The organism is Fructobacillus sp. ESL1129, assembly GCF_058507945.1.
Genome location: NZ_CP196668.1, coordinates 278,618 through 298,546, shown reverse-complemented (window position 1 = coordinate 298,546; position 19,929 = coordinate 278,618). Strand labels below are relative to the sequence as shown.

15 protein-coding genes are annotated in these 19,929 nt (G+C 43.9%); 5 read left to right on the top strand and 10 right to left on the bottom strand.

The window, feature by feature from the left end; translation table 11 throughout:
* Positions 1-99 precede the first annotated feature (99 nt).
* On the top strand, positions 100-1,056 hold the full coding sequence (locus tag ACSYSL_RS01490; protein ID WP_010690796.1) for a GMP reductase: 957 nt from the start codon (positions 100-102) through the stop codon (positions 1,054-1,056).
* 44 nt (positions 1,057-1,100) lie between these two features.
* Here ACSYSL_RS01490 and purB read toward each other — a convergent pair whose 3' ends face one another.
* Complete coding sequence (gene purB, locus ACSYSL_RS01485; RefSeq protein ID WP_491708817.1) at positions 1,101-2,396, bottom strand: adenylosuccinate lyase; 1,296 nt, start codon at positions 2,394-2,396, stop codon at positions 1,101-1,103.
* A 203-nt stretch (positions 2,397-2,599) separates the two neighbouring features.
* On the opposite strand from purB, the gene ACSYSL_RS01480 reads away from it, so the two are divergent.
* The 3 genes from ACSYSL_RS01480 (at position 2,600) to ACSYSL_RS01470 (ending at position 6,137) form a co-directional block, all read left to right on the top strand.
* A complete protein-coding gene (locus ACSYSL_RS01480) occupies positions 2,600-3,880 on the top strand; it encodes an adenylosuccinate synthase (protein WP_491708816.1) in 1,281 nt (426 codons plus the stop codon).
* A 302-nt stretch (positions 3,881-4,182) separates the two neighbouring features.
* Positions 4,183-5,496, top strand: a complete 1,314-nt coding sequence (locus ACSYSL_RS01475) for a nucleobase:cation symporter-2 family protein (protein ID WP_491708815.1) — start codon at positions 4,183-4,185, stop codon at positions 5,494-5,496.
* A 41-nt stretch (positions 5,497-5,537) separates the two neighbouring features.
* Positions 5,538-6,137 (top strand): xanthine phosphoribosyltransferase, encoded by a 600-nt coding sequence (locus ACSYSL_RS01470; RefSeq protein ID WP_491708814.1) that lies wholly within the window; start codon positions 5,538-5,540, stop codon positions 6,135-6,137.
* A gap of 61 nt (positions 6,138-6,198) precedes the next feature.
* Here ACSYSL_RS01470 and ACSYSL_RS01465 read toward each other — a convergent pair whose 3' ends face one another.
* From ACSYSL_RS01465 to ACSYSL_RS01430, 8 genes are all read right to left on the bottom strand, one after another.
* On the bottom strand, positions 6,199-7,551 hold the full coding sequence (locus ACSYSL_RS01465; protein WP_491708813.1) for a glucose-6-phosphate isomerase: 1,353 nt from the start codon (positions 7,549-7,551) through the stop codon (positions 6,199-6,201).
* A gap of 27 nt (positions 7,552-7,578) precedes the next feature.
* Positions 7,579-8,487, bottom strand: coding sequence for an ROK family protein (locus tag ACSYSL_RS01460; protein WP_491708812.1), 909 nt, complete (start codon positions 8,485-8,487; stop codon positions 7,579-7,581).
* A gap of 197 nt (positions 8,488-8,684) precedes the next feature.
* Positions 8,685-10,190 (bottom strand): FRG domain-containing protein, encoded by a 1,506-nt coding sequence (locus ACSYSL_RS01455; protein ID WP_491708811.1) that lies wholly within the window; start codon positions 10,188-10,190, stop codon positions 8,685-8,687.
* Between the two features lie 249 nt (positions 10,191-10,439).
* Positions 10,440-12,122 (bottom strand): acetolactate synthase AlsS, encoded by a 1,683-nt coding sequence (alsS, locus tag ACSYSL_RS01450; RefSeq protein WP_338342237.1) that lies wholly within the window; start codon positions 12,120-12,122, stop codon positions 10,440-10,442.
* A gap of 82 nt (positions 12,123-12,204) precedes the next feature.
* The gene (gene budA / locus ACSYSL_RS01445; RefSeq protein ID WP_338344556.1) at positions 12,205-12,912 is read right to left on the bottom strand and encodes an acetolactate decarboxylase; all 708 of its coding nucleotides are present in this window, start codon (positions 12,910-12,912) and stop codon (positions 12,205-12,207) included.
* 103 nt (positions 12,913-13,015) lie between these two features.
* Positions 13,016-13,432 (bottom strand): MarR family winged helix-turn-helix transcriptional regulator, encoded by a 417-nt coding sequence (locus ACSYSL_RS01440; RefSeq protein ID WP_187753342.1) that lies wholly within the window; start codon positions 13,430-13,432, stop codon positions 13,016-13,018.
* A 310-nt stretch (positions 13,433-13,742) separates the two neighbouring features.
* Positions 13,743-16,520 carry a cation-translocating P-type ATPase gene (locus ACSYSL_RS01435; RefSeq protein WP_491708810.1) on the bottom strand — a complete coding sequence of 926 codons (2,778 nt, stop codon included), beginning with the start codon at positions 16,518-16,520 and terminating at the stop codon, positions 13,743-13,745.
* Between the two features lie 111 nt (positions 16,521-16,631).
* The gene (locus ACSYSL_RS01430) at positions 16,632-16,793 is read right to left on the bottom strand and encodes a hypothetical protein (RefSeq protein ID WP_010690826.1); all 162 of its coding nucleotides are present in this window, start codon (positions 16,791-16,793) and stop codon (positions 16,632-16,634) included.
* A 114-nt stretch (positions 16,794-16,907) separates the two neighbouring features.
* Here ACSYSL_RS01430 and ACSYSL_RS01425 point away from each other — a divergent pair, with 114 nt between their 5' ends.
* Positions 16,908-18,458 (top strand): multicopper oxidase family protein, encoded by a 1,551-nt coding sequence (locus ACSYSL_RS01425; protein ID WP_491708809.1) that lies wholly within the window; start codon positions 16,908-16,910, stop codon positions 18,456-18,458.
* A gap of 383 nt (positions 18,459-18,841) precedes the next feature.
* On the opposite strand, the gene ACSYSL_RS01420 is transcribed toward ACSYSL_RS01425, so the two are convergent.
* Positions 18,842-19,900, bottom strand: a complete 1,059-nt coding sequence (locus tag ACSYSL_RS01420) for a YdcF family protein (protein WP_491708808.1) — start codon at positions 19,898-19,900, stop codon at positions 18,842-18,844.
* Between the last annotated feature and the right edge of the window lie 29 nt (positions 19,901-19,929).

Genomic DNA, 19,929 nt, shown 5'->3' with positions numbered 1-19,929 from the left:
CGAAAAGGTTAAAAAAACATATTTTTTTTCAATGTGATGCGTTAATTAAACGGAAAATCCCCTTTGATCGTTGTAGCTCCCTGAAGGAATGGAGAAATTATGAAGACATTTGATTATGACACAGTTCGACTTTTACCTAAAAAAAGCATTTTAAAAAGTCGAAGAGATGCAGATACAAGCGTTCAACTCGGTCAGCACACGTTTCGGATTCCAGTGATGCCTGCCAATATGGAATCCGTCATTGATCAAAACCTAGCTGAGTGGTTATCCGCTCGTGGTTACTTTTATGTTATGCACCGTTTCAATCCGAACCAGCGCTTTGACTTCGTTCAATCAATGCAACAAAAAGGATTAATTGCATCAATCAGTCTTGGCATTACAGAGGAAGAATATGAATTAATTGACTTATTTAAATCAAAGAATATTATACCGGAATACATCACCATTGATGTTGCCCATGGTCACTCCGATTATGTCTTTCAAATGGTTGCTTACATCAAGAAAAAGTTGCCAGAAACATTCCTAATTGTTGGTAACATGGGGACGCCTGAAGCAATCGTCGAAGCAGAAGCGGCTGGAGCCGATGCAACAAAGGTTGGCATTGGCCCAGGGAAAGCATGTATCACAAAGGATAAAACCGGCTTTGGGACCAATGGTTGGCAGCTTGCTGCCCTTTCTCAGTGTGCACAGGTTGCGACGAAACCGATTATTGCAGACGGCGGTATTCGTCATCACGGTGACATTGCTAAGTCGATTCGTTTTGGTGCAACCATGGTGATGATTGGTTCCATGTTTGCCGGTCATGATGAGACGCCAGGTGAAGTTATCGAAAAAAACGGCAAAGCCTATAAAGCCTACTACGGTTCTGCTTCAGCTCGTCAAAAGGGAAATGAACACAATGTTGAGGGTCAAAGCCTCTTAGTCGAATACAAAGGTCCCCTCGAAAAGACTTTAAAAGCCATGAAGGAAGACCTATCCTCTGCAATATCATATGCTGGAGGAAAAAGTCTGACCAGCCTCAAAACGGTTGATTACGTCGTTTTAACGGATTACTAAACAAGAAAGCACCCGCTAATGCAGGTGCTTCTTTTTATTCGATGCTAGTTAATTTTTAGGCGCTTAAAAACCTCATCAATTCGTCTGAGGTGGTAATTATAATCAAAGGCATCTGCCAAGCTATCTGAGCTCAACCTTTGCTTAATTTCCGGCGACTCTTTGACTAATTTCTCAAATGAAATGCCCTCGTCCCACGCCTTAGCAGTTAATGGCTGAACCAAGTCATAAGCTGCTTCACGGCTCAATCCTGAGTCAATTAATTTCAATAAGACACGCTGGCTGTAGATCAAACCACCTGTCTTATTTAAGTTTTCTTTCATTCGGTTTGGGTAAACCTCAAGCTGGGCTAAAATTTTAGTAAAACGGGTTAACATGTAGTCAATCAAGGTTGTTGCATCGGGGAGAACGATGCGTTCGACGGATGAGTGTGAGATATCCCGTTCATGCCAGAGTGTAATGTCTTCATAGGCTGGAACGAGGTAGCCGCGAAGAACCCGTGCCAAACCAGAGATATTTTCGCAACCGATTGGGTTTCGCTTGTGAGGCATGGCGGACGAACCCTTTTGTTTTTTGTCGAAGAATTCCTGAACTTCACGAATTTCAGTTCGTTGTAAGGAACGGATTTCAGTGGCAAAGTTTTCCAAAGAAGAGCCAATCAAGGTAATCGTCGAAAGATAATCGGCGTGTAAATCACGTGGTAAAACCTGACTGGTAATTGGTTGGTTCTTGAGGCCAAGCAAGTCACAGACTGATTCTTCGATGACCGGTGGGATGTTTGCAAAAGTCCCCACTGCACCAGAAATTTGACCAACTTCTACTGCGGAAGAAGCCCGTTCGAAACGGTTGATATGCCGTCCGATTTCGTCGTACCAGCGTGCTAATTTAAATCCCCAAGAGGTCGGTTCAGCATGGACACCGTGCGTGCGACCAATCATCACCGTATCTTTAAATTGAACGGCCTGCTCTTTTAACAGTGCGTGAAGTTTCTTTAAATCTTCTAGAATGATTTGGTTGGCTTGTTTTAAACGTAGCCCGTTTGCCGTATCAACGACATCGGTGCTCGTGACACCGTAATGAATCCATTTTTTCTCTGCACCAAGCGTTTCCGAAACTGCCCTTGTAAAGGCGACAACGTCATGGTGCGTCTGATTCTCGATTTCTTTGATTCTGTCCAAACTAAAAGAAGCGTTTTCCTTTATCGCCTTTAAATCATCAGATGGTATGAGTCCCTGTTCGGCCCAGGCCTGATCAATGGCAATCTCAACTTTTAGCCACGCTTTATATTGGTTCTCCATCGACCATATTTGTGCCATGGCCGGGCGTGCATAACGATTTAGCATCATATTCCCCCATTTTCTCGAATAACTAAATTTTATCACAAAAAGGACCTTATCGTTCGCTTTTAATGCGTATAAATCAATATATTTTTAATATTTAATCATATAAAACGAATAATATTCGTATAATAACCTTGTTTTTTATTTTAACGTTCGTTATGATGGTCCTGTTGCATCGAATGAATGAAGAAAGCAAGGAGTGAATCATGCCAGCAACTGTTATCGTTGGAAGTCAATGGGGAGATGAAGGAAAAGGAAAAATCACGGACTTTCTTAGCCAAAAAGCTGATTTTGTTGTCCGTTATTCCGGCGGTGATAATGCTGGGCACACCCTTGTACTCGACGATCAAAAGCTTCACTTACAGTTGATTCCGTCGGGAATCCTCTTGGAAAATGTCCAAAATGTCATTGGTAACGGGGTGGTTTTGAATCCCGAAACCCTTTTTAACGAAATCGATTACCTAGCTAAATACGAAATCGATACAAAAAATCTTGTAATTTCAGACCGGGCACAGGTCATTATGCCCTACCATCGCTTACTCGACCGGCTGCAGGAAGAAAAAAAGAGTCATAAACTTGGGACGACTCAAAAGGGAATTGGTCCTGCTTACATGGATAAAGTCGAGCGGATTGGGATTCGTGTTTGTGATTTGATTGATCCAGAGATTCTAAAAGTTCGTTTAAAAGCGACTTTAGCAGCTAAAAACGAAATCTTAACGAAGCTGTACGGTCAGCAAGCACTCGATCTTGATAGTATTTATGAGACATATAAGTCCTACGGTGAGCGGATGAAGCCCATGGTAACGGATACATCTTACTTAATTAACAAAGCCTTAGATGAAAATAAAAAGGTCCTTTTCGAAGGAGCTCAGGGATCCATGCTCGACATCGACCAAGGAACATACCCCTTTGTCACTTCATCAAATCCCATTGCTGGTGGCGCAACTATTGGCACGGGAGTTGGACCAACCCGTATTAACGAGGTTGTAGGGGTTTCCAAAGCATATACCTCCCGTGTCGGTGAAGGGCCATTTCCGACCGAACTTCACGATGAAATAGCAAACACCATTCGCGAAGTGGCTCATGAATATGGTGTCGTGACCAAGCGTCCACGTCGTATTGGCTGGTTGGATACCGTTGTTCTTCGCCATGCGGTTCGGATTTCTGGAATGACACAACTTTCCTTAAACTGTTTAGATGTCTTGACCGGTTTTAAGACCATTAAAATCGCCGTTGCCTATAATTTAGACGGTAAAATCATTGACCACTACCCGGCTAATAACCGAGAAGTTGCCCGTTGTATCCCAATTTACGAAGAACTACCCGGCTGGGAAGAAGACATCACGGGTGTCACCAATATTCAGGACTTACCAATTAATGCTCAGAATTATTTAATTCGGATTTCTGAAATCGTTGGTCTCCCCCTTCACACCTTTGCCGTTGGTCCTGAACGTGAAGCAACACATGTTCTAACAAAAATTTGGTAAGAAAAAAAGCCCATATTTGTTAGAAAGAACAAGACAGGAATTATTTTTAACGTTTGCTATTTTTTAAAAATTGAAATAAAAACATTCGTTTTCATATTACAACACATTCACTATTTTGGCGTTATATCCGGTTTTTAATGCTAACCGAGTTTCTACCGTCCGGCAAAAAGGACGACTATCACCAAGGGTTTTAAAGCGCGCTTGGAATTCTTTACGCGCTTTTTTGTTTCTCCCGATAGAGGGCTCGGTGTGTCATTTTTAAAATCGAGTATGACAGGACTTCACCAACTCAAGGAGATATCATGGAAAACCCAACAAAACCACTTCCTAAAGTCCAAGCGCTCCTGCTTGGACTCCAACACGTTCTAGCGATGTACGCCGGTTCAGTTTTAGTTCCTTTATTAATTGGAACAGCTTTGCACTTTTCCGCCACTCAGTTAGCTTACTTGATTTCCGTTGATATTTTCTGCACGGGTTTGGCAACTTTGCTTCAACTAAAACAAACGCCGGTTACCGGAATTGCCTTACCAGTCGTCCTTGGTTCTTCAATCCAAGCCGTTTCTCCGTTAATTAACATTGGTTCCACACTTGGATACGGTGCTATGTACGGCGCGACGATTGTTGCAGGACTATTTGTCATGCTGGTTGCTGGTAGCTTTTCCCGCTTACGTGGCTTTTTCCCACCCGTCGTCACTGGTTCATTGATTACCGTGATTGGGTTAAGTCTAACACCGATTGCTCTTCAAAATTGGGGTGGCGGCACAACAACTGCGAGAAGTTTCGGTTCCTATCAAAACTTGATGATTGGCCTGATCACCATCATGATTACCTTGATCTTGATGAAATTTGCTAAAGGTTTTTTGAAAGCCATTTCGATTCTACTTGGGATTGTTTTAGGTACGATTTTTTCGGCCTTTTTCGGCGCTGTTTCGCTTAAGCCGGTCGGAAATGCCGCTTGGTTCCACTTACCAACCCCTTTCTTTCTAGGTATGCCGACTTTTTCATGGTCCGCTTCCTTAACAATGATTGTGATCGTCCTGACTGCCATGATTGAAGCAACCGGCGTGTACTTTGCCCTCGCTGAAATCACTGGGCAAAATCTTAGTCAAAAAGATCTCGCCCGAGGCTATCGAGCAGAAGGACTTGCTGCCATCCTTTCAGGTATCTTTAACACCTTTCCCTACTCGACTTTTTCTCAAAACGTGGCTGTTATCCGTCTGTCTGGTGTGAAAACGAAACAGCCGATTTACTACGCAGCCTGCCTCCTACTCGTTCTCGGGCTGTTACCAAAATTCGGCGCGATAGCCACCATCATTCCAAGTGCTGTTCTTGGTGGCGCCATGATGGTCATGTTCTCTACCATTGCGATTCAAGGGGTTCAAATTCTCGGAAAAGTCGATCTGACTAAAGAAGGCAATTTGTTGACCGCCGCTCTTTCAATTGGCGCTGGACTTGGGATTGGTGCTGTCCCGACTTTTCTCAACCAATTTTCTGAGGCTTTCAAGTTAATCCTAACAAACGGTGTTGTTGTGACAACGATTATTGCCGTTTTATTGAACATCTTTTTGAATGGTTGCCCAGACAACAATCAGAAAAACAAAACAAATCGTCAATAATGATAAAATAAAAAAATCATGAATTAGTTGAAGGAGTTACCATGAAAGAACTAGAAAAGAGAATTCAAGCCGATGGTCGTGTGCTTGGGAAAGATATTTTAAAAGTCGATTCCTTTTTAAATCACCAAATCGATCCCCAGTTGATGCAGGATATGGGGAATGAATTTGCTCGCCTTTTCGCCAACCAGGGGGTGACGAAGATTTTAACGGTTGAGGCTTCTGGTATCGCACCTGCTGTCATGGCGGGACTGGCGCTGAACGTTCCTGTTGTCTTCGCCCGTAAGAGTAAATCACGAATCTTAACGGATGACGCCTTTACGGCTGATGTATACTCCTACACCAAGCAGACGACAAACCAGATTCGCGTCGATAAGCGCTTTCTAATAGGAGACGACCGCGTACTTCTAATCGATGATTTTTTAGCAAACGGTCAGGCTCTTCTAGGATTAAAGACGATTGCTGAGCAAGCGAATGCCGGCATCGTTGGCGCTGGCATCATGATTGAAAAATCCTTCCAACCGGGTCGGCAAAACGTCCTTGACGCAGGACTTACTAATATTCATTCACTGGCACGCATTGCGGCTTTTGAAGATGGACAGGTAATCTTTATGAACGAAGAGGATGAGGAAGTAGATTGTTAAAAGAATCATAGATGAAAAAGGCAGCCCGTTATCAACACGGACTGCCTTTTACTTTACTATCTCACTTTCCCAAGCGCTTTGAGTATTCTTTTGTTTCTTCCTCATAGCCTGGCTTGCCTAGGAGGGCAAACATGGCCGTCTTGTAGGCTTCAACACCTGGCTGGTTGAATGGGTTGACGGCGAAGAGGTAGCCGGAAATGGCCACGGCTTTTTCGAAGAAGTAGATCAAGTAACCAAGTGTGTACTCGTCTTGCTTTGGCAAGTGAACGGCGAGGTTTGGCACACCCCCGTCGACGTGGGCAAGGACGACACCCTGGAAAGCCTTCGTGTTCACTTCGTCGATGGTTTTCCCTTCGAGATAGTGAAGCCCGTCGTTGTTACCCTCTTCGGTAGGGAGTGGCATATCAACGATTGGGTTATCCAATTTGACAACCGTTTCGAAGAGGTCACGGCGACCTTCTTGGATGTATTGACCGAGTGAGTGAAGGTCGGTTGAGTAGTTGGCAGACGTTGGGTAGATTCCCTTCTGGTTCTTACCCTCTGACTCACCCATCAACTGCTTCCACCATTCGGACAGGTATTGCATGCTTGGTTCCCAGTTTGTCAGCAATTCACTCGTGTAGCCCTTGTCGTAGAGGATTCGACGCAAAGCGGCATAACGGTAAGCGTCGTTCTTCTTCAAATCCTCATTGTCGTATTCTCGTTCGCTGTCCCTAGCCCCTTGCATCAAGGCATCGATGTCAGCACCTGAGGCTGCGATTGGCAAAAGACCAACTGGTGTCAAGACAGAGAAACGGCCACCGACACCGTCGGGAATGACAAAAGTCTCGTAACCAGCTTCTTCGGCTTCGTTATGAAGCGCGCCACGTTGACCGTCAGTCGTAGCGTAAATGCGCTTCTTAGCGCCTTCCTTGCCGTACTTCTTTTCCAACAATTCCTTGAAGACACGGAAGGAAACGGCGGGTTCAGTCGTCGTTCCGGACTTGGAGATGATGTTCACGGAAAAGTCCTGATCGCCGATGGTACGGATGAGGTCCATCAAATAAGCAGACGACATGGAGTTTCCGGCGAAGTAGACTTTGACACCCTTGCGCTGTTCCTTGGCCAATTCGTTGTTAAACATTGGGTTCAAGAAATCGATGGCCATCTTGGCACCGAGGTAAGAACCACCAATCCCGATGACCACCAAGACGTCAGAATCGGACTGAATCTGCTGAGCAGCAGCCTTGACGCGGTCCAGGTCAGCCTGCTTTGTATCCGTTGGTAACGTGACCCAGTCGGTAAAGTCGGCACCCGCACCTGAACGGTTTTCGAGTTGCTCGTGGGCAACCGATACCAATGGCTGGATTTCGTCTAATTCATGATCCGCAACAAAGTTTTTCACACTGTCGCTATTAAAGGTAATATAAGACATTCTTTCTCTCCTCGCTTCCTTAATCCATCAACGGTCGATGGCAAAGGCGTGGCCCTCACCGACTTTTACGACTTTCTTAGCCAAGGTAAAGTCACCAAGTGTAGCCGAACCATTGTTCTCAATCTCTGGCATCGTGATGTACTCGTCCAAAGGTGGTACGTCGACGTAACCGTTTAACTCATCAGCAAAGTGCTCGCGAATCATGTTCAAGAACTCCGGTGACATCACCCCACCACCAAAAACAATCTTGTTTGGGCGAACCGTCAAAGTTGTTTGCACGGCAGCTTGGGCCAAGTAATAAGCCATGATGTCCCAGGTTGGGTCAGTAATTGGAACTTCTTTTCCGTTCTTACCAAGACGAGCGTCAAAAGTTGGGCCGGAAGCCAAGCCTTCCAAACAGTCACCGTGGTGTGGGCAGATGCCCTTGAAGGCCAAGTCGGCTGGATGGCGCTTAACTTTGACGTGGCCCATCTCCTGCAAACCGAGGGCCCCGATAAAGTGGCCATCAATCACGATTCCAGCACCCACACCGGTTCCGACCGTATAGTAAACCACGCTCTCAACGCCTTCGTCATGACCTTTTGCCGAAACATATTCGCCATAGGCCGAGCCATTGACGTCCGACGTCAAAAAGATTGGCACGTTAATTTCATTTTTAATTTTATCAACAATGTTAATCCCCCGCCAGGCGACTTTCGGTGTTTTTTTCGTAATCACACCGTAGTCGGGATGGTTCAGGCGGACTTCAACAGGACCGAATGCCGCAATCCCAATGGCATCCAGTTCCGGAAAACGTTTAAAAAAGTCGACCGTTCGTTGTAACGTCTCTTTGGGATCCTTTGACGGAAAGGTTTCCTGATCAATAACCTTATAATTTTCATCGCCAACGGCACAGACAAACTTTGTTCCACCAGCTTCAACACTTCCAAGCAACATATTGTTTTCCTCCTATTGTCTATGTCTATATAGTAGCACTCTTTTGTTATAAATGAAAGCGCTTTCAATAAAATATTAAATAAAAAGTCTAGCTTTGTTTTGGAGAGCTAGACTTTTTATAAGCTTATAAAAAGTTATTCAGATTAATGTCGCTGGTCGAAAAACGTATTAACATATTTTTTTAAAATTGGACACAATCATTCTTGAAGAATTTTTTTAGCTTCTTTAACATGTGTATTTGTACTATTACTTTTCTCAATCAGGTTCGTATAAAAGTCGAAAACATCACTATCATTACTTAACCATCTTACTTGAGTATTCGTCTGTAAAATTTCGGCAAGTTCCTCAACTTGACTATTTTCAAAAGTTGAAAATTCACTTAATCTTCCTATAATAGCATGTGTTGTTGAAAAGTTTGGTGATTGTCTTAACGAATCAATCAATTTGTCCACTTCAGATACTGTTTCCTTGATATGTAAATCAACAACCGAGATTGTTCTCATACCTTTATGATTTGCAGTTATAACTGCAAAACGATTATCATCAATATAACTCTGATTTTCATCAAATTGCTCTTCCGAATATCCGATTTCAATTACAAAGTTGTCTGCTCTCATACCAGCAAAGTAATCATCATTCTTTGTAATCATACATACTTTTTGTGTATGAAATTTGGATATAAATTGTTGTTCTTCACCGTCAATTAAATTCGCTGCAGTAGGTGAAAATCTTTGACCATTCCTCTTTATGCTTTCTTCTATCTGATCTTCAATGTTAGGGTTTACAACATCGACATCAGGTAAATTTAACCGATAGTTAGTTAAAATTTTAACTAAATTAGTTGACTGGTGCTGTATGTCAGGATACACCGTACCTGCATTAATTCCCATGTTAGCTAAACTTTTCAGTAAATCATTCTTGATATGTCTAGGGATGCGAAAAAAAATAGGTTCTTGATCATCATCTAAAAGGGATAATTTATTAATTGATTCTGCAACTTCAGTAATCGTATCCTTATAATCAGTACTTCCTTCAAAAGCTGGTGTAATGAATGCTCCCTGTTGATGAGCAATTCGATTGTTAGATTTTGAAGCGATGATAATTTGTGCCTCTTTCAAATCATTCTGTATTTGTTCAAATTTGTTAAAATCTCTACCACCTTGCGGAAATACATAAAATAACTTTTCTTTAAAAGTTTCAATCATATTGTACTCGGGTTTATTGGGGTCCTCCAATGCTGAATTAATCTCGGTGATATTTATAAAATCTCTAACTACCTTTGTATCGATAAAATGAACAGAGGCTTTGAGATAGGCAGTATCATTAACGTCGGTTTTCAATGATGAATTTCTATATATGTAAACATAACCATCTTCATCCATTTTTTCGACTGCAAAATATAATGCAACAAGAGAATTTTTTGTAATATCTAGAAATCGAGTTAATCCTCCAAAATGTTGTAATTCAGAAAGTTTTCTAAAAGGAGGCAATTCATCAAAATGGATTTCTTCACTTTCAGTAAAGATTCTCTCGTAGTATTCCTTACTCCGTTGGGCCACCACGCCAGGCTCTATTCGGTAAATTGAGGGAATTCTATCTTTAAAATATCTGTTTTCTCCTCGAAAAAATAGCTCTTTATTTTCACCAAAATCGCTCACCTTCTCAACAAAATCAGCTAAAGATTTAATTTCAATTTCTGCCATTTAACTTTAATCCTTAATAAAATATTAATATCGTGTTTCAATTTTAATACAAAAGCAACAATAAATCCAAGGAAATCAATTAATTATAGAAAATATTACTTACAAAAAATGTTCAAAACGACAAAATAGAACATTCAAAAAAATTAAAAAAAATTAAAAAGGCAAACGTCGATTAAGCATCACACGTTTGCCTTCATTAATATAGAAAAATAGGTTTTCATTTTGAAGTCATATCACTTTATGAATTCATTACCCTTCTGATTCAATCAACTGTGAACCAAGTTCGTAGTTGTGTGTGTAGTCAACTGGCACGTCCACAACAACTGGACCGTGGGCAGCGAAGGCTTCGTCAAGCACCTTGTTCAAATCTTCAGGCTTATCAACGCGAAGACCCTTGGCACCGAATGCCTCGGCGTACTTAACGATGTCGATGTTACCAAAGTCAACACCGGCACATTCGCCGTACTTCATTTCTTCTTGGAACTTCACCATGTCGTAGTGAGCGTTATCGTTCCAAACGATGTGCACTGTATCCAAGTTCAAGCGAACCGCCGTCTCCAATTCCATTGCGGAGAAGAAGAAACCACCATCACCAGAAACGGAAACAGATTTGGCACCTGGACGAACCATGGCAGCCGTGATGGCCCATGGCAAACCAACACCGAGTGTCTGCATACCGTTTGAGATCAAGAAGTGACGAGGCACGTATGACTTAAAGTGACGGGCCATCCAGATATAGTGGGAACCGATATCCGTTGAAACCGTCATGTCATCCGTTACGTGGTTTTGGATGGCTTCCACGACATCCAACGGATGGCTCAAGTTTTCAGAGGCAGGCGTGTAAGTAGGCTTATCTGCTTCAGCCAAATCTTCCTTCATTTCCTTCAAGACAGCTTGTCCGGCTGCTGGAATTTCGTATCCCTTGATGTCTTCTGCCAACAGGTTCAAGCTTTGACTAAGATCACCAATTAATTGACGCTTTGGCACAAAGTTGTTGTCGATTTCGACAGGCGTTGTATCCAAAGCCACAATGTTCAAGGTGTTTTCCTTGTTCCAGTTGCGTGGTTCGTATTCGATGGAATCGTAACCAACCGTCACAACCAAGTCGGACTTTGACAAGAGCTTATCACCTGTTTGGTTACGGAAAAGTCCGATACGACCAAAGAATGAATCCTTTTCAAGATCACGTGAAATAACACCGGCACCTTGGTAAGTTTCAACAACTGGCAACTTTGTGTCACCCAACAAAGCGTGCAAAGCGTCAACCGTGTCATCATCAGAACCACGAGCACCGACCAAAAGAACTGGCAATTCAGCCTGCTTAATTTGTTCAGCCAACCACTTCAAGTCTTCTAATGAAGCAGCTCCCTGCTTAGCAGCAGGCACTTCAGGTAAAGCTTCGATTGAAACCGGTGAATCATCGACATCTTGTGGCAATGAAACAAAGGCAGCCCCACGCTTTGCACCGTTTGCAGCAGCAAAGGCGTTGGCGATGATTTCTGAAATGTTGTTTGGATCTTGAATTTCAGAACTGTAGTTTGTAATCGACTTGAAAAGTGACACAGAATCCGTTGACTGGTGAGTCAAACGGTTCAAGTCACGACGTGGCACTTGACCACCAATGGCCAAAACAGAGTCGTTTTCAGCACTAGCCGTCATCAAACCAGAAACCAAGTTTCCGACACCTGGGCCAGAAGTGACAACTACAACACCGGTCTTACCAGTGATACGTGAGAAAGCTTGCGCCATGAAAGCCGCGTTTTGTTCGTGACGAGTCACGATCAACTTGGGCACCTTTTGCCCTGGCTTTGGGTGATCCAAAGTTTCAAACAAACGGTCAATCTTTGCACCTGGGATACCAAAGACAATGTCAACGTCGTGGTTGACAAGGCTGTCGGTGACAATATCAGCACCAAATTTTTGTTCAGACATGTTTTTACTATGGGTTTTGATGAGAGAAAAGTCGAAACCCATGTTTCCTTTCATTTACATTCTAATTTATAAGGGATTTTGCTTATGATTCTGCGTCAGCAATGACACCGTTTAAGCTTGAGAGGTCCGTTAAGTCGGCCTTCTTGTAATCTTCGTTGTTCGTTGGCAAGTTAATCGTGACACCAGACAAAATCTGAATGGAAACGTCAACGGACTTGAGCGTGGCGCCTAAGACATGACCACCGAAGTCCAAATTGTCAGATAAGAAGTGCTGGTGGAAACCAGGAACGCCGACACCTTGGAAGACAAGCGGTGTGAAGTAACCAACCATCGTCCCCTTCACGTCATCTTTGTCGAAAATAACCTGCGTCTTGGCAATTTCGCCAAGGCCTGGGTAAGGCTTTTCGGACTTGGCAGCGGCACGAGTCTCAACCGTCTTGAATTCACCGGTCATCTTAACGGCGAAGAAGAGGTTTTCAGTGCCAACTTCCTTCAGAATTTCCTTTTGCAAATCGTCAAGCGTAATGTTGTCAAAGTGCTTCAGTGGCTTGAAATCTGCTTGATGAACATCACCGAAAGCGATGGGAAAGTCATCAGCAACCTTGTTTACGTGTCCGTGGACGTCGACTTGGTAGGCCACACCGTCCAACATGATCAACTCACCATCGACACCAGCACCCGTTCCAATTCCAGTATTACCGGAAGCTAACACATCTTTAGCCGTGACAAAACCGTCGAGAAGACTCTCAACCAACATTTGCATCGTTCCAAATTGTACAACTGGTTTCATGTATTACCCCTATCTTTATTGGTCAACTAAGTTTACCTATAAAGTCTACTCCTCCGAACACATTCTTGTCAATATTGTTAATAAAAGACTTTATTTTTAATTTTTAAAAACTTTGTAAATAATGAGTCACCATGTCTTCTAATGCCTTTTGCCAATCACCATCGTGCTTTTCTAAGTAGTGATTAATCTTTTTGCTCTGGTCGCGGTTTAGTTCGGTAATCATGGCCTGTCCTTCGTCAGTCAAGTACAGGTCTTTTATCCTGGGATCATCCTGTGATGGCCTCGTTTCCAATAGATTTCGTTCTTCCAAGTCCTTGTAGGGCTTGATAAAGCCTTGCTTGCTAATCCCCATGATTTTCAAGACTTTTTTAATGGTCGGCTTTGTTAAGTGACTCACCAAAAAAAGAATCCGGTGCTGTGTTTTGGTAATGTGAAAACGCTCCAAATCAATGTTTTGTGAAAAGTCCTGATAGGCGAAGTAAATCATCGCAATATTGGACTCTTTAATTTTCTCTACCATGGTAACCTAACCCTTCCACTTCCTCATCATTTCGTTAGCTAAATACTAGCACAAAACGCCTTTTCTTTCTGGATTCGTCAAAATGTACACGTCCACTTAATAGAAAAAAGCAGTCCACAATTGAACTGCTTTTGCTTTTATTTATATAGTATCAAGGCCGACAAATGACGAGCCCAGCGATTGAATTTAACATCCACGATTTCGTGATTGTGATTCTGGAGGCCTTCCAAGACCTTATTCAATTCGCTCTCAAAATATTCATCTGATTTAAAACGTGTGGAAAATAGCTTTGTTAACATTTAAACCTCTCTTATTGACTCAACTTCATGAAATACTTCCGGACAAACCACTTCCGTAATTCTTCTAAGAGAACCAATGGGATTGGAATGGCAATCAAGAAGAGCCATTCAGCCACACCTAGGGCGTGTGTGTTAAAGACGCCCTGTAAGAATGGTACGTAGATAATCAGTGAAATCAGGAAGATTTCGAAGATAATTCCCGTGATAATGTGTCGGTTACTGAAGAGGCCAATCTTAAAGACAGACGTGTACTTGGTACGAGCGTTCATGGCCGCAGCGATCTGGCAGAACACAATGGCCGCCAAGGTAATGGTGGTTGCTTCGGCATAGACGGAACCAGAGGCTGACAGCGCGTGCTTGGGCCAACCATAGGCGTAGTTCACAAAGAAGTAGGCAGCCGATGAAATTAAGGAAGCGACCAACCCGTAGAGCGCGAATGCTTTCCAAATAATGGACTTATTCAGTAGGTGTGCTTTTCGTGAACGTGGGGGTTCCTGCATAACACCAGGTTCACTCTTTTCAGAGCCCAATCCCAGCGCTGGAAGCATATCCGTTCCCAAATCAATGGTTAAAATCTGCATAACTGTCAGTGGCAATGGGATTAAGCCCCCAGAAAAGAGGAAAAGAACGGATGGGAAGGCTTCAGGGACGTTCGAGTTCAAGATGTAAAGCAAGAACTTTTGAATGTTACTGTACACCGTTCGGCCTTCTTCAATGGCGGCAATAATCGATGCAAAGTTATCGTCCGTCAAAATCATGTCGGCCGCTTCCTTGGCGACGTCGGTTCCGGTAGCGCCCATGGCAATCCCAATATCAGCTTGTTTCAAAGCTGGGGCATCATTGACACCATCCCCCGTCGACGCCACAATTTCACCGTTCGCTTGGTTAGCCTTCACAATGCGGTATTTCTGTTCAGGAGCCACGCGAGCAAAGAGTACTTCACCCTTGACTGCCTCGCGTAGGTCATCATCGGACATGTTGGTTAGTTCATCTCCCGTAACCACGCGGGCCTGATTGGATACCAAACCAATTTTGACGGCCACTGACTTTCCAGTGATTGGTCCATCACCTGTAACCATGATGATGCGAATACCGGCTTGGTGGGCCTTCTTCACCGCTGCATAGATTTCAGGACGTGGTGGATCGGCCATGATGGTCAAGCCGACAAAAGTCAAATTCTGTTCAGTATTTTCGGCAGTGGCTTTCGATAAATCCTGACTTTCATTGTCTGACAAATCACGGTAAGCAACCGCTAGAGCACGGAGTCCCTGCTTTGCATAGGACTCGTTGGCCGCTTGAATTTGTTGAACATCATTGTCCGTAATGTCCCGAACCTGACCATTCGTCAAAATGGACTTGGTCTTGGCCAAGACACCGTCCAGGGCACCTTTCGTGTAGAGGGTCAGTTGCCCCTTCTCGTTTTTGTTAATCGTCGACATCCGCTTTCGATCGGAATCGAATACCAACGTTTTCTGACGAGGATTTTGAGCGTTCAGCTCGTCGCTGTTCAGCTGATACTTTTGAGCCAAAATCACGAGTGAGGCTTCGGTGGGCGTCCCCACGATTTGTGGTTGGCCATCGGGCTTGTTCGCTGCTTTAACCGCTGTGTCGTTGTTTAAGGTCACTGCCTTTAACAATAGGTCCAAATCAGCATTTTTACCTACTTTTACAGGTTGATCCCCATCCATCACCTGACCGTTATTGACGTAACCTTCGCCAGACACCGTATAGACTTTATCGGGAAGCCAGACATTGTTAATGGTCATCTGGTTTTGCGTGAGCGTTCCAGTTTTATCCGAAGCGATGACGGTCGTTTCACCCAGTGTTTCGACACTGTTTAGGTTCTTAACCAAAGCATGCTTCTTGGCCATTCGCTGGACCCCCTGCGCCAATGACAAAGTCACCGTGGGGAGCAAGCCCTCGGGTATAAAGGCCACAACCATTCCAAGGGCGAAGATGAAGGACTGGGCCACCGGATAATGAACAAAGAAGATGGCTGCCATGAAGAAGGCAACCCCGATTGAAATGGCGATAATGGACAGTTGGCGGGTCAAACGGTTCAATTCGATTTCGAGTGGGGATGGCTTGGACTGTTGTCCCTGAGTTAACTTGGCAATTTGTCCAAATTCCGTGTTCATTCCCGTGTTGATAGCCATGACTTTGGCAGAACCAGCAGAGGCCACTGTTCCAGCATAAACCAAATTTTGCTCAGCAAACTTGCCCTCTCCATGGTGGTAGTCTGCTTTTTTGTCGGTCAGGTCAGACTCACCGGTTAAGGCGGACTCATCAACTTGCAACGAATCGGAAGAAATGACCCGGGCATCGGCGGAGATACTATCGCCCGCAGAAATGACCAATAAATCACCCGGCACAATCGCCGCCGTGTCAATTTGCTGTGACTGGCCGTCGCGAATAACCGTTGCCTTGGTTGGCAACATTTTCTTCAAAGCATCCGAAGCCTTCTGGGCCTGGTTCTCTTGCCAAAAACTAAAGAGCCCGTTAATCATGTTGACAGCCCAGATGGCGATTCCCAATTCCAACATTTGGGCAAAGATGGCGATGAAACCAGAAACCCAGAGTAGAATGGCCATTAAACTGGTGAAGTTCTTCAAAAACTGCCACAGTTTATTTTGACCCTTTGCGGCAGTAATGACATTCGGCCCATACTTTGCCTCTTGCGTTTTCACCTGATTGGCATTTAGCCCATTGTCACTACTTGCTACTGTTTGATAGAACTGGTCGATGGGCATTTGTGCCAATTGATCGGAACTCTGCTTTTGACTAGGCATCGTTTTCACCCTCCTTTATAGTTAAAAAACCCACAGAATAACTAACCATGTTCATTTTGACCATGAATACCCATTCTGTAGGCTTTGTTTGTCCACTAGTGGGCTAAGAAGTTAGCAGCCCTTCCCATTCGAAATCATGGCGTAAACTGAATCAACTAGCATACCGCCAGCCATGACGTACATGGCTAACATCCCCTGCATACTGGCTAAAAGATAAATCGTGTAAACCCAAACTAAGGCCATAATGAAATGGAAAATTCGATTAAATGACATGTCTCCCGCTCCTCTTTTTTGATGATTACTACTTGTGTGACTAAATCATAACATATTTATTACACAAATTAGAACTATTCTTGTATACTATCCGTAGATAGAGGAGGAAATATGATGACAGAATCAAAAAAGCCGATCTATAACGACTACTTTTTTAACGAATCAGCCTACGATTACCACGATGGTGGCTATGTACCCTTGGAGAAGTATGATTCCCCAACGGTACCGCTAAACATTCCAGAAATCCTAAAGCCGGATAAGGAAACCGATACCGATGTTTGGTTGACCGTTCACGCCCAACCTGGTGAAACCCAGATTGTTCCCGGTCCAAAGACCAAGACTTGGGGCTACAACCAAAGCCTGCTCGGTAAGACGATTGTCTTTAAGAGTGGTAAGACTTACCACGTAACTTTGAAGAACACCTTGCCGGAACTCACGACTTTCCACTGGCACGGATTGGACGTACCCGGACCCTTCATCGATGGTGGTTGTCATGCCCCCGTTTACCCCGGTGAAGCAAAGGAAATCACGTTCAAAGTCGACCAACCCGCGTCAACTACATGGTTGCACGCCCACCCATGTCCATTGACTGGCTGGGACGTTTGGCACGGACTCGCTGCCATGGCCTACGTCAAGGATGAGCACGAAGCAAGCTTGCCAATTCCGCACAACTATGGTGTCGATGACATCCCTGTTGTCTTACAAGACCGTCGTTTCCATGAGGATAACCAGTGGGACTATGATGGCGACTACGATCCTGATGGAACCGCCGGTCCAACAGCCATGTTAAACGGAACCGTCAACCCTGAATTTGATGTCACAACCCAAAAGCTGCGCGTTCGTTTCTTGGATGGTTCCAACCGTCGCGAATGGCGCTTGCACCTATCTGACGACTTGGTCATGACCCAAATCGCCTCCGATGGTGGACTCTTGCCAGAACCCGTTCAGATGACGAAGTTCATGATTACCTGTGCCGAGCGTGCCGAATTTATCTTGGACTTTAAGGACTACAAGCCTGGTGACAAAGTCAGCCTGTACTCCGATGACATGCCAATCTTGACTTTCAACATCAAGGAATTCGCCAAGGATGACACCGAAATTCCAGAGCACTTGGCCGATACAGCCTACCCTGATCCAGAACCAAACGCTCACGTGCACCAAGTGGTGATGTCTGGAACGGATGAAGAAGTCATGTTGAACGGTAAAAAGTTCGGTATGATGCGGATTGATGACCGACAAGAACTTGGCAAGTCCGAGTACTGGGATATTACCAACACCAACGACTGCTGTGGCGGAATGCTTCACCCTTACCACATGCACGGTGGCTCCTTCCAAATTGTTTCGCGTAACGGTGAAGCCCCTTACCCTAACGAATTAGGCTACAAGGACACGGTTTCCGTTAACCCTGGTGAAACGGTTCGAATCAAGATGAAGTTCAACTACGAAGGTGTCTTCATGTACCACTGCCACATCATCGAACACGAAGACGGCGGTATGATGGCCCAGATGCAAGTTTGGACCAAGGAAGAACCTGAAAAGAAGTACGACCTAATGGCCATGGACACGTTAATGAACGCCCTCGCCGAGGAACGCGGCTGCAAAGTCAGCGAATTAAAGATTTCAAGCCTTGAATCTTACAAGAAGATGGGCATGGACATGTGCTAAGCTTTCCTTAAGCACATAAAAAAGAGCACGCCAAGATGTAAAAGTCTGGGCGTGCTTTTTGTATGCTATGTTTTAGCTAAGTCAATGAGCATTTTGAGACAGTTCTTCGTAATCAGCTTTGTTCAATAAAATGGCGGAATTCGAACCATCTTCAATTAAAATGGGTTGATGAGTGTGTTTAACTAAGTTCATATAAATTATTAATAATTGCTCTGCTTGAATCAACGAAACTCTTTTCAATGGAATTCCTCCTGACTATTTTTTAAATTCTCACCTTCATTATCCATACTGCTTTCATTATTAGCTACTTTTGATGCTACTTAGGACAAATAATAAAAAAGGCCTTGGGAATTAATCACCAAGAACCTTTCTTATCATCATTTTCAAATAAAAATCAACGCACTCATCACCACAATCAACGCCACCATCACAACGTGAAAGCGCTTGTGATTGAGCAAGATGGCAATGTATTCACGAATCAACGCGTTTGGCAGGAAGTAAGAAGAAGTCTTCGAACCAATACCGTTAATATTTAAACCAACCAAACGGGCGTACCCCGCTGCACGAAAGACATGGTAATCGTTTGTGGCAAAAATTCCCTTACTGATATCAAAGCCGTGTGCTTCCAGTAATTGCTTTGAAAAGAGCATGTTTTCATAGGAGTTTTTGGACTTGTCATCGACCAAAATCTTGTCGGCGGGCACACCGTGTTCAATGGCGTATTCTTTCATAGCAACACCTTCGGGCAGCTTCTCATCACCACCTTGTCCACCAGACATAACAATCGTCAATAGCTTACCCGTCTTTTCAAACTGATTCTTTTGCAAATCAATGGCGGCCTGGATTCGTGATCCCAGTAATGGCGACACCTTAGTACCACCAATCAAGCCAGAGCCCAATACGATGGCGTATTCCTGGTCATCTTTTGGTCGAAAGACTTTGGTGATGAAAAAAGAGGTTAAGAAAGTCAGCACCCAAAAGAGCAGGTAGAGAACAAAAAGAATCGAAACGTTCTGTAAAAAGGCGATTGGCTTCGAATTTGGCCACCAGCTGTTTAGCAAACGGAAGCCGGCTGGCACAATGATTAAAAGAAAGCCAATAATCAAGGTTAAGACATTCCCCAATGAATGACTTTCCCGGCGCCAAACAATCAAGCCGTTAAAAATAAATAGGTAGGCCGACGTTGCCAATAACAAGAAAATTGGAATCGCAATAATGACTAAGAGGACGAGATAGCCACTCAGCAGCGTTGGCTGATTAAGCGAAACCAAAAGTAGCGTCAGCGTTAGAAAGTAAGCAAGAATGGTGATGTTGACAACAATTCCACAGAGCAGCCGGTAGCGATTTTTTTGAATTAAATGATGGGAAACATAGGTTAGGATGGCCGACAAAATGAGCGAAAAAATCAATGGACCAGCCACCTGGCTAAATAAACGAGACATGAACAGCTCCTTCAGTTCTTTATCTTTGT

What these genes read in the sequence shown, in the direction of transcription:
- ACSYSL_RS01490 (WP_010690796.1), top strand. Translation starts at nt 100, where the DNA reads ATGAAGACATTTGATTATGACACAGTTCGACTTTTACCTAAAAAAAGC.
- purB (WP_491708817.1), bottom strand. Translation starts at nt 2,396, where the DNA reads ATGCTAAATCGTTATGCACGCCCGGCCATGGCACAAATATGGTCGATG.
- ACSYSL_RS01480 (WP_491708816.1), top strand. Translation starts at nt 2,600, where the DNA reads ATGCCAGCAACTGTTATCGTTGGAAGTCAATGGGGAGATGAAGGAAAA.
- ACSYSL_RS01475 (WP_491708815.1), top strand. Translation starts at nt 4,183, where the DNA reads ATGGAAAACCCAACAAAACCACTTCCTAAAGTCCAAGCGCTCCTGCTT.
- ACSYSL_RS01470 (WP_491708814.1), top strand. Translation starts at nt 5,538, where the DNA reads ATGAAAGAACTAGAAAAGAGAATTCAAGCCGATGGTCGTGTGCTTGGG.
- ACSYSL_RS01465 (WP_491708813.1), bottom strand. Translation starts at nt 7,551, where the DNA reads ATGTCTTATATTACCTTTAATAGCGACAGTGTGAAAAACTTTGTTGCG.
- ACSYSL_RS01460 (WP_491708812.1), bottom strand. Translation starts at nt 8,487, where the DNA reads ATGTTGCTTGGAAGTGTTGAAGCTGGTGGAACAAAGTTTGTCTGTGCC.
- ACSYSL_RS01455 (WP_491708811.1), bottom strand. Translation starts at nt 10,190, where the DNA reads ATGGCAGAAATTGAAATTAAATCTTTAGCTGATTTTGTTGAGAAGGTG.
- alsS (WP_338342237.1), bottom strand. Translation starts at nt 12,122, where the DNA reads ATGTCTGAACAAAAATTTGGTGCTGATATTGTCACCGACAGCCTTGTC.
- budA (WP_338344556.1), bottom strand. Translation starts at nt 12,912, where the DNA reads ATGAAACCAGTTGTACAATTTGGAACGATGCAAATGTTGGTTGAGAGT.
- ACSYSL_RS01440 (WP_187753342.1), bottom strand. Translation starts at nt 13,432, where the DNA reads ATGGTAGAGAAAATTAAAGAGTCCAATATTGCGATGATTTACTTCGCC.
- ACSYSL_RS01435 (WP_491708810.1), bottom strand. Translation starts at nt 16,520, where the DNA reads ATGCCTAGTCAAAAGCAGAGTTCCGATCAATTGGCACAAATGCCCATC.
- ACSYSL_RS01430 (WP_010690826.1), bottom strand. Translation starts at nt 16,793, where the DNA reads ATGTCATTTAATCGAATTTTCCATTTCATTATGGCCTTAGTTTGGGTT.
- ACSYSL_RS01425 (WP_491708809.1), top strand. Translation starts at nt 16,908, where the DNA reads ATGACAGAATCAAAAAAGCCGATCTATAACGACTACTTTTTTAACGAA.
- ACSYSL_RS01420 (WP_491708808.1), bottom strand. Translation starts at nt 19,900, where the DNA reads ATGTCTCGTTTATTTAGCCAGGTGGCTGGTCCATTGATTTTTTCGCTC.